The organism is Bacteroides sp. OM05-10AA, assembly GCF_003439055.1.
GTDB lineage: Bacteria > Bacteroidota > Bacteroidia > Bacteroidales > Bacteroidaceae > Bacteroides > Bacteroides intestinigallinarum.
The window spans coordinates 36420-52495 of the sequence record NZ_QSUR01000012.1 but is presented as its reverse complement, the minus strand read 5'-3'; the positions used below and the strand labels follow the sequence as shown (position 1 = coordinate 52495).

Below are 16076 nucleotides of genomic sequence, written 5' to 3'. Positions count from 1 at the left end.
CATGACTCCAGAAAACAAACGAATAACAGTTAATACGATAGCGTTATATGTTAAGCTTTTCGTGTCTATAGCTGTAGGGTTGTTTTCTTCTCGAATTGTACTTAATGTACTTGGTGTTACCAACTATGGCCTCTATAATGTAGTAAGAATAGCCATGATAGTGTTACCTTATGGTATTTTGCATTATTTGTTGTTAGAAGAAAATTTGAACGTTTTGCTTGCAACGTTGATTTCATTTGCTTATACATATTTTACGGTCTACTCTTTCGGTTTGTCGGCTGAAGAAAAGACTTTAATAATGTTAGTCATCAATAATAAATTATTAAATAAACAGTCGTAATTATGGTCAATTCTGCAGTCTTGTTTGAAACTTTTGCCCGTCCGGTATATGCTCGGCAAGTGTTTGATCAAATCAAAAAGGCACAACCTAAGAAGTTGTATTTTTATAGTAATAAAGCACGAATTGGTTACCCTGAAGAAATGAAGAATAATGAAGAAATTCGTTCATGGGTAAAAGAAATTGATTGGGATTGTGAATTACATACTTTTTTCCGTGATGAATATGTTGATATTTATGTTTCTACCTTAGGGTCTAAAGATTGGGTCTTTAAAAATGAGGAGGAAGCAATAGTGTTGGAAGATGATAGTATACCTTCGATAGCTTTTTTTGAGTATTGTGATTTCTTCTTGAATAAGTACAGAGATGATAAGAATGTAGGATTTATTTCAGGAGCGAATTATGCTAAGAACTATAAGATAAAAAATGATGTAGATCATATTTACAGTGATATGTTTTATTTTTATGGATTTGCAACTTGGCGTGATCGTTGGCAAAATATAAATGTTAATATAACAAGCCAAGAAGTGATATCCCAAGGTCTTTTTGAGAATTATTTTTATACTCGGCGTGCTGCTCTTTTTTTTCAAGATCGTTTTGACAAGCTAGCGGATTTCATAGATCGGACACATTGTTGGGATTACGTATTTATGTTGAATTGTATAAAAGATAAATCTTATGGGGTATATCCTATTGTCAATTTAGTAAAGAATATCGGTGTTGTTGGCACTCATAGTGATTCTAGTATTTTACGACTTTCAAATAATGTATATCAAAATGATTTTTATCCTTTTACATCACAGAATTTAGGTGAATATGACGATGATTTTGAAAAAGATATGTTGAAAAAAACTCAATATAAAACATTTCGGAGTAGATTGTATGGACTGTTGAATAGCTTGTTATTATGTATTTTAGGAAAGTATAATTTGAACCGATTAAAATTGTTAATAAAAAGAATGTGAAAATAGAAGAAAGTTTTGTATCTCAATTTATTGAATTATAAAAAAGCTCGTATTAATATTTTGATTTGAATTAACCGAGGAAGAATAACAGGTCTTATATTATATACCGGGCATATAGAACAAATAAAAGAGATGTATGCCAATTATATGAAATGGAGGTATTATGCAATTCTTTTTAATTATGTAAATCTATTTCGCTCTTTATGTCAGAAAATGAGATGCTTTTTGTAATGGTGTATGTAAATATTAATATAATTTTTAACTTATGGAATTAAAAGAGTTTATAGATAGTTTTATAGAACAGTTTGATGACACTGAAGCATCAGAAATAACGTCAGATACTAAATTTAAGGACTTAGATGAATGGAGTTCACTTATTGCTATGGGGGTAATAGCATTGGTAAGAACCCAATATGGGAAGACAGTCACAGGTAAAGAAATTCGAGCGTGTGAAACGGTGAAAGACCTATTCGAATTAGTATTATCTAAGTAGAATATATGGCAGGACATTTTAATCCTTTTTCCTTAGAGGGAAAAATCGTTTTAATTACTGGTGCTTCGTCTGGTATTGGGCGTGGTATTGCGGTGACTTGTTCAAAAATGGGGGCGACTATTCTTATCAGTGGAAGAAATGAGGAACGTTTGAAAGAAACATTCTCACAGTTGGAAGGAGAAGGGCACCAAGTCTTGATTGCAGATTTAACTTCAAAAGATGGAATTAATTATATCTGTGATATAATGCCTAAAGTGAATGGTATTGTTCATTGCGCCGGCATCGGGCAGCGTAAACTTTGCAGACAATTGGAGGAAACGGATATTGATTCTGTAATGAATATCAATTTTAAGGCCCCTGTATTACTTCAAACTATAATACTTCAGAAAAAGAAAATACATAAAGGAGGATCCGTAGTTTTTATAGCTTCGATGGCATCTCATTCTCCAAGTATAGGGAATGCTATTTATAGTGCATCTAAGAGTGCTATTATTTCTTATGCAAATTGCCTTGAGGTGGAGTTAGCTCCCCGAGATGTTAGAGTAAATTGTATTAGTCCAGCAATGGTTTGGACAGATTTGATTTTGCAGGAAGGTATATCAAGAGAAGAACTTGAAGAAGATGAGAAACGCTATCCGCTTAAGAGATATGGATGTCCGGAAGATATAGCCAACTTAGCTGTTTATATGTTGTCTGATGCATCATCTTGGATGACGGGTTCTAATGTTGAAATTTCGGGGGGAGTATTTAATTTAAGTAAATGATTGTTTATGGCGTTTATAAAAGGTATATCATATTATCTGCCAGAGAGGATTGTGAGTAATGGAGAATTGTTACAAAGCTTTCCCGAGTGGGATGTGGATAAGGTTGCAAAAAAAGTAGGAGTAAATAGCCGTCATCTAGCTGCAAAGGATGAAACAGCTGGAGATATGGCGGAGCAAGCTGCAAGAAAGTTGTTTGCTGAGTATCATATTTCTCCATTAGAAATCGATTTTGTATTGTTTTGTACGCAAAGTCCAGATTATTTTCTGCCATCTACAGCATGTGTCTTACAACATAGGTTGAGTATACCGACAACAGCAGGCGCGTTTGATTATAATTTGGGATGTTCGGGTTGTATATACGGTATGGCTGTGGCTAAGGGATTGATAGCTGGAGGTATAGCAAAGAATGTACTTTTGCTTACTGCCGAAACTTATAACAAGTATTTGCATCCATCAGATAAAAGCAATCGCTCTATATTTGGAGATGGAGCAGCGGCTTGTTTAATATCAACGGAAGGCTTTGCGAGGATGGGGGAATTTATTCTGGGAACGGATGGTAGCGGTGCTGATAATTTGATTGTGAGAACTGGTGCGGCTAGACAAAAGGATAGAACTGGGTTAGCGGTTGTTGATGAAGAGGGGCATATGCAATATGATGATTATCTGTATATGAACGGAGGGGCTATCTTCAATTTTACCTTAAATGTTGTACCTGACATGATGCAGCAGATATTGAGAAAGAATAATCTAATATTAGATAACGTAGACTATTTTCTATTTCATCAAGCGAATAAATTTATGCTTGATACAATCAGAAAAGTCTGTTCTTTACCTAAAGAACGATTTTATGTTGATCTGGAGGAAACGGGTAATACTGTATCTTCGACTATTATGATCGGATTAAAGAATATTCTCAATACAGGAATGATTAGCTCCGGTATGCAACTGATGGTAGCTGGATTTGGTGTAGGTTTGAGTTGGGGAGGTACAATGTTAAAATTTGAATGATAATTATATGAAGATTTTTTTTTCATGTCTTATAATTAAGATATATAGAAAGTTCAAATCATTAATAGCCTCTTGTTATGAAAGGGAACTGGGGTACAGGGGAAAAAATGTTATGCTTGGTATTCCTGCCAGTTGTAGTTCTCTAAAAAGAATGTACCTATATGATAATACAAATATTTTTGATGGCTTTCGTTTTATTAGTTATACGGGTAAGTTTATTATGAAAGAGAATTCTGGTGCAGCTGAAGGATTGACAATAATAACAGGTAATCATCACCGAGTTGTAGGTGAGTTTATAAAGGAAACAATCCAGAAACGTTCAGAAGATATTGAACAGGATATTATTGTTCATGAAGATGTTTGGATAGGGGCAAATGTGATATTGATGGAAGGGTGTCATGTAGGAAGAGGAGCAAATATTGGTGCTGGAAGTGTAGTACGTTTTAAAATACCCCCTTATGCTGTCGTGATTGGGAATCCTGCAAAAATTGTCGGTTTCTCATATTCTCCAGAAGAGGTTAAAGAACATGAATTAAAAATGTATGCTCCTAATGATAGAATTGATATATGTGAATATGAAAAAGTCTATCAAAAATTTTACATTGATAATATTAAGCAAATACAATCTTATCTTAAATTCCGTCCATAGAATGTTTTTTAAACAATTTATATCTAAGTTGTATCGTTTACCGAGAAAACTTCGGATGAACTTTTATATTCTGTGGAATAGGGTGACGTTTCGGATAATAGGTACTCGTTGCATATTATTAAAAGGAGTGACTATCGGTGCACGAAGAATAATAGGCAGTGGAAGTGTGGTTACTAAATCCATCCCGGTTGATTGTATTGCAGTTGGAAATTTATGTAAAGTAATAAGTCTATTAAATAATTTGGACTGAATTAGTATGTATGATATTAATAAATAAAAGCAGGGCATGTTAGAAATTCCAAGAAAAATTCATTACGTGTGGTTAGGCAGTGCTCCTCTACCCGCATCTGTTAAAGATTGTATTAAGTCATGGGAGAAATATATGCCGGATTATTCTATAAAGTGCTGGAATGAGAAAAGCTTTGATATAAACTCTGTTCCATGGGTTAAAGAGGCGATACAACAGAAAATGTGGGCATTTGCATCAGATTACATACGATTGTATGCGCTTTATACTGAGGGAGGAATTTATCTGGATACAGATGTAAAAGTCTTTAAGAATTTGAATGGATTTTTATCATGGGACTTTTTTTCTGCAGTGGAATTTCATCCGAATTTGTTTGAGACAATTGGTAAATATCAAGAGAGGGTTTTAGAAGGAAAAATAATAGATGTCTGTGGAATGGGAATCTTGGCTGCTTGTATGGGAGCCAAAGCTCAAAATGTATTTATACGTGAATGTATGGATTTCTATGAATCTCATCACTTTATCCGGGAAGATGGAAGTTTGTATACGGATATTATTAACCCTACCATTATTGCTAGTATTGCTGTTCGCCATGGCTTTAAGTATTGTGATATGAGCCAACTACTTGACAATAATATGATGATTTATGATTCATCTGTATTAGCCGGTGATCCTAGAACACGTACATCTGAATCATATATAGTGCATTATTGTGATAATTCTTGGATGGAGCAAGAATCATTCTGGAGAAAAATAAAGTTGTTAATAAAACATAGTCGGTGGTATAAACATAAATAGAGATTTAAGATGAAATTATTATCTATAATTATTGCTACTTATAATGCAGGTAACACGTTAAATACTTGCTTGACAAGTATAGTTGAGCAGAAAAGTAGTGAAATAGAGTTATTAATTATTGATGGAGGATCAACAGATAATACTCTTGATATAGCTCATTCTTATGGAGATAAAATAGATGTGTTAATATCAGAGCCGGATAAAGGTATTTATGATGCATGGAATAAAGGTATATCGTACTCTACCGGGCACTGGATTATGTTTATAGGTGCCGATGATATATTGGTTGATAATTCATTGTTGCCGTATATGCAATATGTACATCAAAAGTCTTGTCTAAATTATGATATAATAACAGCGTGTGCATATTTTGTGGATTTGAAAGGTAGATTAATAAAAAAAATAGGAGAACCATTTTGTTGGAAAAAAGAAAAGAGAAATATGCATATTTCTCATGGTTCTACATTGCATAATGAGAGTCTCTTTCAAGAAATAGGTGGATATTCATTGGAATATAAAATTTGTGCTGACTATGAACTGCTGATGCGGAAAGGTAAAAATCTTCGTTGTGCATTTTATGATCAGCCAGTACTGGTTTTTAAAATAGGGGGAGCTAGTTTTTCAATGAAATGCCAATATGAAACATTCAGAATAAGAAAAAAATATCATACAGTACCCTTAATTGTTAATCTATATCTGTGTTTGAAGAGAATGGTGGGGATTATGTTGAAATCTATTATATTTGTTACAAAGTAGAATGTCGACAGTATTATTGTCTTCTAAGAAACACTACTTCTTACTTTATCTTATTATTCTATTAATAGGGTTTCAACAATTTCCGGTCCTTCGGATAGGTGGCAGTTTTAAAATATATGAGTTACTGTCTCTAATTTTACTTTTAAAATATAGAAATCATGGATTTTGGAATAGTAAACTTATTGCATTATGGGTATTATTTGTTTTTTCTCCTATAATAAGTTTTTGTTATTCATTCTTTTTCCTTGATATTCCTCCTGATTTTTATTTGCGATACCCTGAAGCCAAGGAGTCTTTTAAGTTTGGAAATAGTTTTTTTGCAGTATTACAAATCGTGTATATGCTTTTCTGTTTTGCAGCTCTCGCAGGTGTTTATCGAGAACGAAATTTATATAAGTATTTTAACCATTTACGAAAGTATATTGTAATTATAGGGACATGTATAGCTGTCTATTCTTTATTTGCTCTTTTTATTTATGACCCGATACTGGATTTACCTTCGTTCCTTCAACATAAGTCCGAATATGATTTTAGAAGTAGCGGCTTATCTCAAGAACCTGGTAATTATGTTGTTTATCAAGTATGGGTTGTGTTATTCACTTATTATGCGAAAAACCTATTTTCTAAGAATACATGGTTATTTATGTTGATTATAAATATTTTATCGTTATTTTTTACATTTTCTACATCGCTTATTGCTTTTGTTGCATTGGTTCTGTTGTCATATTTTCTGTGCTCTACAACTAAAAAGCAAAAAATAATTATTGTCTTTCTGAGCTTAATATTGTTTGGTGTAGGATATTTTATATTACTTGAAAGTGGATATTATGATTTGTTTGAGACTTTGTTTTTGAATAAAGCAGTCAATTTTTTTAGTGCGGCAGATCATACATTGGATAGTGGTGGTTTTAGGAATTATACAGGTAGGATAGGATGGGAGATTTTTTGTAGTCAACCTCTTTTCGGAGTGGGAGTAGGAAATAGTGTTTATTATATGCATCTATATGAATTTAAAATGGGAATTGTATCTTTTGGTGAGATGTTGAGTTTAGGAATCTTTCCTCAAAATCTTTACGCTTGTGTTTTTGCGGAGCAAGGATTACTGGGTGGCATCGCTTTGTTGTTATTTTTATTAGGCGTGGTGAAAGAACTATGGAAGTATCGGAATGATAAACCTTTTGGCCGAATGTTTTTTATCGGAGGACTTTTTAATGTTGCCGTTGCGTTATCTAATTCTCTTGTTTATGCTTTGTATATGTGGGTGTTTTTGGTATTAGCTTTAGGGTATAATAAATATGTTCATGAAAAAAATTCTGATTGTTGAGGGGAGAGAAAATATCGGTGGGGGACAAATCATAACGAAGCGTATCTGTGATACGCTCTCAAGGAAATACGATGTTTCAGTTTTTGTTCCGGGGCAAGATAATGATATATCTAACTTATTGTTTGATTATCAACAATACCATTATAAGTTAATTCCGTATTCTAGCGGGAAGAAAAAGATAAAAGATTATTTTTTATTAGTCTATAATATTTTTTCTATATATCAAATGTTGTGTAAGCTGCTAGAGGAAAAGCATTTTGATTTGCTCTATATCCAGCACCAGAACGTTCTTCCTGTATGTATATTAGTAAACAAGAAAGTAAGAATCCAAATGATATCTCATCTTCATGTCATATATATAGATAATCAGACGAGGAGAATGGTAGATTGCTTTTTAAAGAATAAATATGTAAAACGAATTTTTGGTGTATCGAGATACACACTCTCACAGCTATCCGGACAAAATCTGAAAAAGAGTTTTGTTCTGTATAATCCTATACCTTTAAAAGAAAAAGCAAATATCAGCTATTCATCTCATAAGATAGCAATAATAGGGGATGTCGTTAAATTTAAAGGCCACCATGTTGTATTTAAAGCTATGGAGGCTTTACCCGAAAATTATGAGTTGCATGTGATTGGTAACCTTTTGGATAAAAGGTATTTGAGAGAGTTACAATCTTTTTCGGTTAGATGTATCTATACAGGACTAATATCAAATGTTGCGGATTATCTTATTAACAATCAAATTAGTTTAGTAATAATTCCTTCAATATCATCTTTTGAAACATTTTCTCTATCAATGACAGAAAGCTGGGCACTAGGTATTCCGACAATTGCCACTGATGATTATGGCATGAAAGAAATTGTTGAAGCATTTCTCCCATCTTATCGTGATGGAATCTTATTTGAACAAGGAAATGTAATTGATTTAGTGGAAAAAATATTGAATTTTTATGATGATGAACATTGGTATCAAGAAGTTTCGAATGCTGTTTATTGCGTGATAAGAGACCATTTAAATGAGGAGAAATTCGGAAAAATGCTTTTGAAAGAAATATCATCAATTATATAAATAATATTGAGAGAAATGAAAGTCGCCATCATTCAAGAATGGTTAGTGACCGTTGGGGGGTCTGATAAAGTCGTAAAAGCTATTTTGGATGTATTTCCTAATGCGGATATTTATACCTTGGTTGCTAAAAAGGAAGTTTGTGATGAATTAGGTATCGACTGGAATAAAGTCCATACATCATTTATTCAGAACTTGCCTTTAGGAATAAAGAAGTATAGAATGTATCTGCCTATATTTCCGTTCGCTATAGAACAGTTTGATTTGCGTGGATATGATGTTGTCATATCATCTTCTCATGCTGTTGCGAAAGGAGTTCTAACCAAAGCGGATCAATTGCATATCTGTTACTGCCATTCTCCTATACGCTATGCTTGGGATATGTATCATGAATATCTGGAAGAATCAGGATTGGATAAAGGGATGAAAGGCTATTTGGCAAAATATATGCTTCATCGTATTCGTAAATGGGATTTAATTTCTAGCTTTCACGTAGATTATTTTATTAGTAATTCAGATTACGTTGGACGCAGAATACAGGAAACTTATCGGCGAGATGCTGTGACGATTCATCCGAATATTGATATATCTAACTTTGATTTGTACGAAGCGAAAGAAGACTTTTATCTGGCTAGTAGTCGTTTGGTAGGATATAAGAAAATAGACCTTATTGTCGAAGCTTTTAATCGCATGCCAGATAAAAAGCTGGTAGTGATTGGTGGAGGTCCTAATTTGGAGAAAATACAGACGATGGCTGGTAATAATGTAAATGTAATGGGGTATCAACCATTTGCTGTATTAAAAGAGAAAATGCAGAAAGCTAAAGCATTTGTTTTTGCAGCAGATGAGGATTTTGGTATGATTCCAATTGAAGCGCAGTCATGTGGAACACCCGTTATTGCATATGGTAGAGGAGGTTCTCTTGAAACAGTAAAAGACGGAGTTACAGGACTTTTCTTTTATAAACAAACTGCTGATGCGATTATTGATGCAGTGGAAAGATTTGAAAATTTAGAAGAGCCATTTGATCCTAAAAAAATACGTAATCATGCTGAGACTTTCTCCGAAGAACGGTTCAAAAAGGAAATAAAAGAGTTTGTAGAGTTGAAATATAATGAATTTAATCATCTAATGAAATGAATTATTTTATATTTGGCGGTTCAGGTTTTATCGGTACCCACCTTGTTGCTCTAATTAATAATCTATATCCAGGTACCAAAATTTATAATCTGGATATTGAGGAAAACGACCATGAAGGTAAATCTACGTATATCAACTGTGATGTTCGTTTTGATATAAACATTGATGTTCTCGTTACTTCCGAAGACGTCATCTTTAACTTTGCGGCCGTTCATCGTACTCCGGGGCATCCGGATCAAGCATACTTTGAAACGAATATCCGTGGTGCGGAGAATGTATGTACTTTTGCGGAGAAGTTCGGGATAAAGAAAATAGTTTTTACCAGTTCCATAGCACCTTATGGTGCAGCTGAAGATTTGAAAACTGAAGAGACGCTTCCTACACCGAACACGCCTTATGGAATTTCTAAGTTAGTGGCCGAAAAAATACATACGATTTGGCAGGCAAAAAAAACGAACGAACGACAACTTACTATTGTTCGTCCGGGTGTGGTATTCGGCAAAGGAGAAAATGGCAACTTTACCCGTTTGTATTGGGGGATCCGTGGCGGTAAGTTCTTCTATCCGGGTCGTAAAGATACGATTAAAGCTTGCATTTATGTGAAAGAATTAGTTTGCTTTATGCTTTATCGGCTGGAGAATCATAATGAAGGAGTCGAGTTGTATAACTGTACATTTGAACCAGCTTTTACTATTGAGCAAATAGTCGAAACGATGAAAAAGGCTACGGGGCTACAACGTATCATTGTCAAGGTATCTGGAAGTCTTTTAATGACAGTTGCAAGTATTGTTGGTCCGTTAGGGGGAAAAGCTTTAGGTATTTGTCCTGCTCGTGTGAAGAAGTTAATGATCTCTACTAATATATGCGGAAAGAAATTGGCTGATTCAGGTTATAAATTTCATTATACATTTGAGGAAGCAATTAAGGATTGGTATAGAGATAATGATAATCTGTATTTGAGATGAATTTTCTGAAATAAATTGGGTATATAATAAATGTTGAATATGTTGAGATGTAATTAACACGAAGAGTGTTTGTATGTGAGATGAAAAAAATGTAGGTCCCTAGCTTCATGCTGTAAAAAGCATGATTCTCCTACATTGTAGATTAGAAATCGTACGACGGTACATTTCTTATTTACGCCCTGGCATCGGAGGTTAAAGCCGATGTGAATTTCCCACTATATCAACTGTCTGTGAAGATCGTTGATATTAAAAAATGAATCACAAACTATAAATATAAAAGAATATGTAGGTCCCTAGATTCATGATGAACTCATGAAATCCCTACATTTTGCAGGTTAGAAATCGTACAGCGGTATATTTCTAACTTGACCCTCATATCGGCCTAAAAGCTGATATGTATCTATATGTGAAATATACCAACTGTCCGTGAGGATGGTTGGTATATTGCGTTTTAAGGAGTTGGTGTGCAGAAGAAGTGAGCATTATCAATGCAAATCTGATATTTTTTTGTAGCTTTGTAACAAAACTAACAGATATGGAAGATTTGCAAAAATTGTACCCAATTGGGATACAAACATTCTCTGAAATACAAGAAGGGAATTATCTTTATATTGATAAAACGGAATATGTTTATCGGATGACACATTCCTCTTCTAAATATATGTTTTTGAGCCGTCCACGACGTTTTGGAAAATCATTGCTGACTTCCACGCTACATAGCTATTTTTCCGGGCGCAAAGAATTGTTTCATGGGTTAGCCATAGAGAAACTGGAGAAAGAGTGGGTGGAATATCCGGTACTTCACTTCGATTTGAGTATGGCGAAGCATGTGGATAAAGAGGGATTGGAAAGTCTGCTTGACTTCATGCTGGCTGAACATGAACGCATGTTTAGTATTGATACTGTGAGTGAAAATGCCAATCTGCGATTGACTAACCTTATTAAACGTATTTATGAGCAGACTGGCAAGAAAGTGGCCGTGCTTATTGATGAATATGACGCTCCTCTGTTGGATGTGGTGCATGAACACGAAAATTTGGGCATATTGCGCAATATCATGCGTAATTTTTATAGTCCATTAAAGGCTTGTGACCCTTATCTACGCTATGTATTTCTGACCGGTATAACAAAGTTTTCTCAACTTAGTATTTTTAGTGAGCTGAATAATATTAAAAATATTAGTATGGATGAGCCTTATGCTGCTATTTGTGGCATTACAGAAGATGAGATGCTTATCCAAATGAGAGAGGATATTGATAACTTGGCTATAAAAATGGAGATTTCATCTGAAGAAGTAGTGCAGAAATTGAAAGAAAACTACGATGGTTATCATTTCACTTATCCATCTCCGGATATATATAATCCATTCAGTTTGCTTAATGCTTTTGCTGATGGAAAGTTTAATTCTTATTGGTTTGGTAGCGGTACACCTACATATTTGATAAAAATGCTGGCAAAATTCAATGTAGAACCTTCTGAAATCGGGAATAATCATGCGGAGGTTTCTGCCTTCGATGCTCCTACTGAAACAATGACTGATATTATCCCGTTATTATATCAGAGTGGTTATATTACGATAAAGGATTATGATAAAACTCTGGATTTGTATACACTGGATATTCCCAACAAGGAAGTGCGGTTGGGTTTGATGAAGAGTCTTTTGCCCAATTATGTTGCCAGCAAAACGCGGGAAACTACTACGATGGTGGCTTATCTCTCCCGTGATATTCGGAATGGTGATATGGATGCGGCGTTGCGTCGTCTGCAAACATTTTTGTCTACTATTCCTTACTGCGACAACACCCGATATGAGGGTCATTATCAACAGATGTTTTATATCATATTCAGTTTGTTGGGTAACTATGTTGATGTGGAAGTGCGTACTCCCCGTGGTCGTGTGGATATGGTATTGCGCACCAAGACTACCTTATATGTAATGGAATTGAAACTGGATAAGAATGCGGATGAAGCGATGGAACAGATTGACTTGAAAAATTATCCTGAACGTTTTGCTTTATGTGGGTTGCCGATTGTGAAGGTTGCTATCAGCTTTGATAGTGAACGGTGTACAATAGGAGAATGGAAGATAGAATAGATGGTTAAAGAATACAAAAAAAGAGCAAACTCGCATGATTCCTAAATCTTTCCAGAATCTGTATCGTTATTTGCTGTATGAAACGAAAGTATAGTATTAACGCTAAAAGAATAACGATTATGAAGAAAATTCTATCTTTACTTGTGTTGGCTATTGTAGCCGTACAGTTTTCATTTGCAAAAGATGTAATTACCAAAGACATGAATCAGTTACCGCTTCCGGCACGTAATTTTATCAATAGTCATTTTACGAAACCAGAGGTGGCTCATATCAAGATTGATAAAGATATGATGGAGTCTACCAAGTATGAAGTAGTATTGATGGATGGTACGGAAATTGATTTTGATAGCAAGGGCAACTGGGAAGAGGTAAGTGCAAAGAAAGGACAGGTTGTTCCTGTTAGTATTATTCCGGGATTTGCTGTCAATTATTTGAAGTCTCATAATTTTGTGAACGAAGGAGTGACCAAAGTCGAACGTGACCGCAAAGGATATGAAATAGAATTGTCTACCGGACTTTCTTTCAAATTTGATAAGAAGGGAAAGTTTATCAAGGCTGATGATTAACTGAAGATTTGTGATAAATAGACCTAAACAAGAAGATAGCTATGTGGAGATTTAAGTTTAGCGCTTGGGCAGTGGTATTGGTGATGACTGCTCTTTCGTTTGGCGCATGTGATAATGACGATGATGATACTTTTGTTCCGCCCAGTAATATTACAGAAGCTTTAAAACAGGTATATCCGGCTGCCCAGAATGTAGAATGGGAGATGAAAGGTGCCTATTATGTAGCTGACTGTTGGGTAAGTAATGACGAACTGGAGGTCTGGTTTGATGCCAATGCCAATTGGGTGATGACGGAAAATGAACTGAATAGCATAGACCAGCTGGTACCGGCTGTTTATACGGCTTTCATGGATTCCAAGTATAATGCATGGGTAGTGACGGATGTATATGTGTTGACTTTTCCACAAAATCCGACGGAATCTGTGATTCAAGTGAAGCAAGGTAGCCAACGCTATGCGCTTTATTTCTTACAGGAAGGCGGATTGCTACATGAAAAAGATATTAGCAATGGAGACGATACGAATTGGCCGCCGACTGAATAGTTGTTAGTCATAAAAATCAAAACGGGCTATTTCGATAAAAGGAATAGCCCGTTGTTTTTTATAATTACATTTGTTTATAATCCTTAGCTAACCCTCCTTCACTTGTTTCTTTGTAAAGTGATGGAAGATCGTGTCCGGTTTGTTTCATTACTTGCACAACTTTGTCGAAAGAGACACGGTGCATACCATCGGTGAAAGCTGAATAAAGATTAGCATCCAGCGCACGTGCAGCGGCGTATGCATTTCGTTCGATGCAAGGAATTTGTACCAATCCGCATACCGGGTCGCAAGTCATTCCCAGATGGTGTTCCAATCCCATTTCTGCTGCATACTCAATCTGTGCCGGGCTACCTCCGAATAATTGATTAGCGGCAGCTGAAGCCATTGCGCAGGCAACGCCTACTTCTCCCTGGCAACCTACTTCTGCTCCGGAAATAGATGCATTGAATTTGACAATGTTGCCAAATAATCCTGCAGTGGCTAACGCACGTAGAATGCGCATATCACTGAAATCACGGCTTTTCTGGAGATGATATAGTACGGCAGGCATCACTCCGCAGGAACCACAGGTAGGAGCGGTCACAATTTTTCCACCGGAAGCATTTTCTTCACTTACTGCCAAAGCATAAGAAAAAACAAGTCCTCTTGATTGGAGGGATTGTTTATATCCGGTAGCACGTATATAATAGGTGGAAGCTTTTCGTCTAAGGTTTAGTGGGCCGGGAAGTACTCCTTCCGCTTCCAGTCCACGGTGAATGGCATCTTTCATGGTGGCCCACACTTCAGCCAGATAATCCCATATATCTTCTTCCTCACATTCCTTCACGTATTCCCAATAACTTTTTCCGGTATCTTCACACCATTGAAGTATTTCGGTCATGTTTTCCATGCCATATACATCCGGACTTTCGATGGTCGGATTATCATTATTTTCTGCCAGTGCACCGCCGCCAATACTGTAAACAGTCCAGTTTTCCTGTACTTTATCATTACTGTCCAGAGCTGCAAATGTCATTCCGTTGGGATGGAACGGTAGGAAGACTTTGGGCTGCCATACAATTTCTACCGGAGCGATGGGTTGTAAAGTGTCTATAATAGCTACATCCGTCATGTGCCCTTTGCCTGTAGCTGCTAAACTGCCGTAAAGGGTTACTTTAAAAGATGCGGCATCCGGATGACGTTCCAGAAACATTTCGGCAGCTTTGCGTGGTCCCATTGTGTGGCTACTGGAAGGTCCTGTACCTATTCTATATAGCTCTTTAATTGATTTCATGACTAATGATGTGTTTTTGTTAATACCATTTCTTTTTTCTGAAGTACAAATATACAATAATACCGATAATTGCCATTATAATCCAGGCAAATAAATACCCGTACTGCCATTCCAGTTCCGGCATCCATTTGTAATTCATTCCCCATACTCCAACCAGAAATGTCAAAGGGATGAAAATAGTGGATACGATGGTCAGCCTCTTCATGATATCGTTCATACGTAAATCATTGTTGGAGATATAAAGATCGACTAATGAAGAAAGGGTTTCACGGCAGATTTCGATGGTTTGTAATACAAATTGCAAGTGGTCGTTTACATCATTGAAAAAAGCACGGTTCACTTTATGGATGAGCAGGTTTTCTGCCCTCAGTAGCTTTATATATTGTTCTTTTAAGGGGAGAATTGCTTTTTTCATTAGCATATATTGGCGTCGTAATGCCTGAATCTGGATACCGATGTCGTCTCCGCTGGTGATGGTTAGCAATTCTTCTTCCAAATCTTCGAGTGCGTCATCGATGGAAGAGATGGTTGAAATGTAGTTTCCCATCACGCTGTTGAGCAGTACGCTAAGTAGATAATCTGTTTGACGGCTGCGTATCTTCAGAACATCATTACGCAAGGCAGAACTGACATCATCAAAGAAATCAGTTTCTTTTTCGAGGAAAGTCAGTACATAATTATTTCCTATGATAAGGCAGACTTGCTGTTGGAGCAGTTCGTCCAGTTCATTTTCTTCTTTATGTTTGTTCGGATAGAATATCTTTAAGATCAGGACAATGTATTTATCATGTTCTTCTATCTTAGTCGGATGATCCGCATTTAATATATCTTGTAAAACAAGGAAGTCTATTTCGAAATGACTGCAAATTTCCCGGATAGTTTCTGTGTTTTTCATTCCGTGTATTTGTAGCCAGTTGATTTGATCGTTGTTTAGCGTACCTTTGATGGCTTGAAAAGTATCACTAGAGCTTTCCTGCATCTCGGTAGCATTGTAAGTACAAAGATGTAAATGGGTAGGAGTAAGACTTTCTCCTGTATAAATAAGCTTTTCGCTTAACAGATTATTCTTCATGCTTTATTCTCGT

The 16076-nt window shown here is 35.6% G+C and carries 17 protein-coding genes; 15 read left to right on the top strand and 2 right to left on the bottom strand.

What is annotated here, in order from left to right; all coding sequences use genetic code 11:
- Position 1: 1 nt before the first annotated feature.
- The 15 genes from DXB58_RS27615 to DXB58_RS11365 all read left to right on the top strand — a co-directional run bounded on the left by DXB58_RS27615 (position 2) and on the right by DXB58_RS11365 (position 13718).
- Positions 2-340, top strand: a complete 339-nt coding sequence (locus DXB58_RS27615) for a hypothetical protein (RefSeq protein WP_147338725.1) — start codon at positions 2-4, stop codon at positions 338-340.
- 2 nt (positions 341-342) lie between these two features.
- Positions 343-1302, top strand: a complete 960-nt coding sequence (locus DXB58_RS11435; protein ID WP_122136785.1) for a hypothetical protein — start codon at positions 343-345, stop codon at positions 1300-1302.
- A gap of 265 nt (positions 1303-1567) precedes the next feature.
- Positions 1568-1795, top strand: a complete 228-nt coding sequence (locus DXB58_RS11430) for a phosphopantetheine-binding protein (protein ID WP_122136784.1) — start codon at positions 1568-1570, stop codon at positions 1793-1795.
- Between the two features lie 5 nt (positions 1796-1800).
- Complete coding sequence (locus tag DXB58_RS11425) at positions 1801-2559, top strand: SDR family NAD(P)-dependent oxidoreductase (RefSeq protein ID WP_122136783.1); 759 nt, start codon at positions 1801-1803, stop codon at positions 2557-2559.
- A 6-nt stretch (positions 2560-2565) separates the two neighbouring features.
- Positions 2566-3567, top strand: coding sequence for a 3-oxoacyl-ACP synthase III family protein (locus tag DXB58_RS11420; RefSeq protein ID WP_122136782.1), 1002 nt, complete (start codon positions 2566-2568; stop codon positions 3565-3567).
- A gap of 7 nt (positions 3568-3574) precedes the next feature.
- Complete coding sequence (locus DXB58_RS11415) at positions 3575-4216, top strand: galactoside O-acetyltransferase (protein ID WP_122136781.1); 642 nt, start codon at positions 3575-3577, stop codon at positions 4214-4216.
- A 286-nt stretch (positions 4217-4502) separates the two neighbouring features.
- Positions 4503-5261 carry a glycosyltransferase family 32 protein gene (locus DXB58_RS11405; protein ID WP_122136780.1) on the top strand — a complete coding sequence of 253 codons (759 nt, stop codon included), beginning with the start codon at positions 4503-4505 and terminating at the stop codon, positions 5259-5261.
- Between the two features lie 9 nt (positions 5262-5270).
- Positions 5271-6017, top strand: coding sequence for a glycosyltransferase family 2 protein (locus tag DXB58_RS11400; protein ID WP_122136779.1), 747 nt, complete (start codon positions 5271-5273; stop codon positions 6015-6017).
- Position 6018: 1 nt separating this feature from the next.
- The gene (locus DXB58_RS11395; protein WP_122136778.1) at positions 6019-7341 is read left to right on the top strand and encodes an O-antigen ligase; all 1323 of its coding nucleotides are present in this window, start codon (positions 6019-6021) and stop codon (positions 7339-7341) included.
- A complete protein-coding gene (locus DXB58_RS11390; protein ID WP_158571564.1) occupies positions 7319-8413 on the top strand; it encodes a glycosyltransferase family 4 protein in 1095 nt (364 codons plus the stop codon). Before DXB58_RS11395 ends, DXB58_RS11390 begins: the two co-directional genes overlap by 23 nt.
- Positions 8414-8428: 15 nt before the next feature.
- Positions 8429-9550, top strand: a complete 1122-nt coding sequence (locus DXB58_RS11385; protein WP_122136776.1) for a glycosyltransferase family 4 protein — start codon at positions 8429-8431, stop codon at positions 9548-9550.
- A complete protein-coding gene (locus tag DXB58_RS11380) occupies positions 9547-10515 on the top strand; it encodes an NAD(P)-dependent oxidoreductase (RefSeq protein WP_122136775.1) in 969 nt (322 codons plus the stop codon). Before DXB58_RS11385 ends, DXB58_RS11380 begins: the two co-directional genes overlap by 4 nt.
- Before the next feature lie 535 nt (positions 10516-11050).
- A complete protein-coding gene (locus tag DXB58_RS11375; protein WP_122136774.1) occupies positions 11051-12610 on the top strand; it encodes an ATP-binding protein in 1560 nt (519 codons plus the stop codon).
- Between the two features lie 119 nt (positions 12611-12729).
- Entirely contained in the window at positions 12730-13176 is a 447-nt protein-coding gene (locus DXB58_RS11370; RefSeq protein WP_032843210.1) for a PepSY-like domain-containing protein, read from the top strand.
- Positions 13177-13217: 41 nt separating this feature from the next.
- On the top strand, positions 13218-13718 hold the full coding sequence (locus DXB58_RS11365) for a PepSY-like domain-containing protein (RefSeq protein ID WP_122136773.1): 501 nt from the start codon (positions 13218-13220) through the stop codon (positions 13716-13718).
- Between the two features lie 64 nt (positions 13719-13782).
- Here the strand turns inward: DXB58_RS11365 and DXB58_RS11360 are convergent, their stop codons facing one another.
- Positions 13783-14991 carry an L-serine ammonia-lyase gene (locus tag DXB58_RS11360; protein WP_117932093.1) on the bottom strand — a complete coding sequence of 403 codons (1209 nt, stop codon included), beginning with the start codon at positions 14989-14991 and terminating at the stop codon, positions 13783-13785.
- A 19-nt stretch (positions 14992-15010) separates the two neighbouring features.
- Positions 15011-16063, bottom strand: a complete 1053-nt coding sequence (corA, locus tag DXB58_RS11355) for a magnesium/cobalt transporter CorA (RefSeq protein WP_122136772.1) — start codon at positions 16061-16063, stop codon at positions 15011-15013.
- Between the last annotated feature and the right edge of the window lie 13 nt (positions 16064-16076).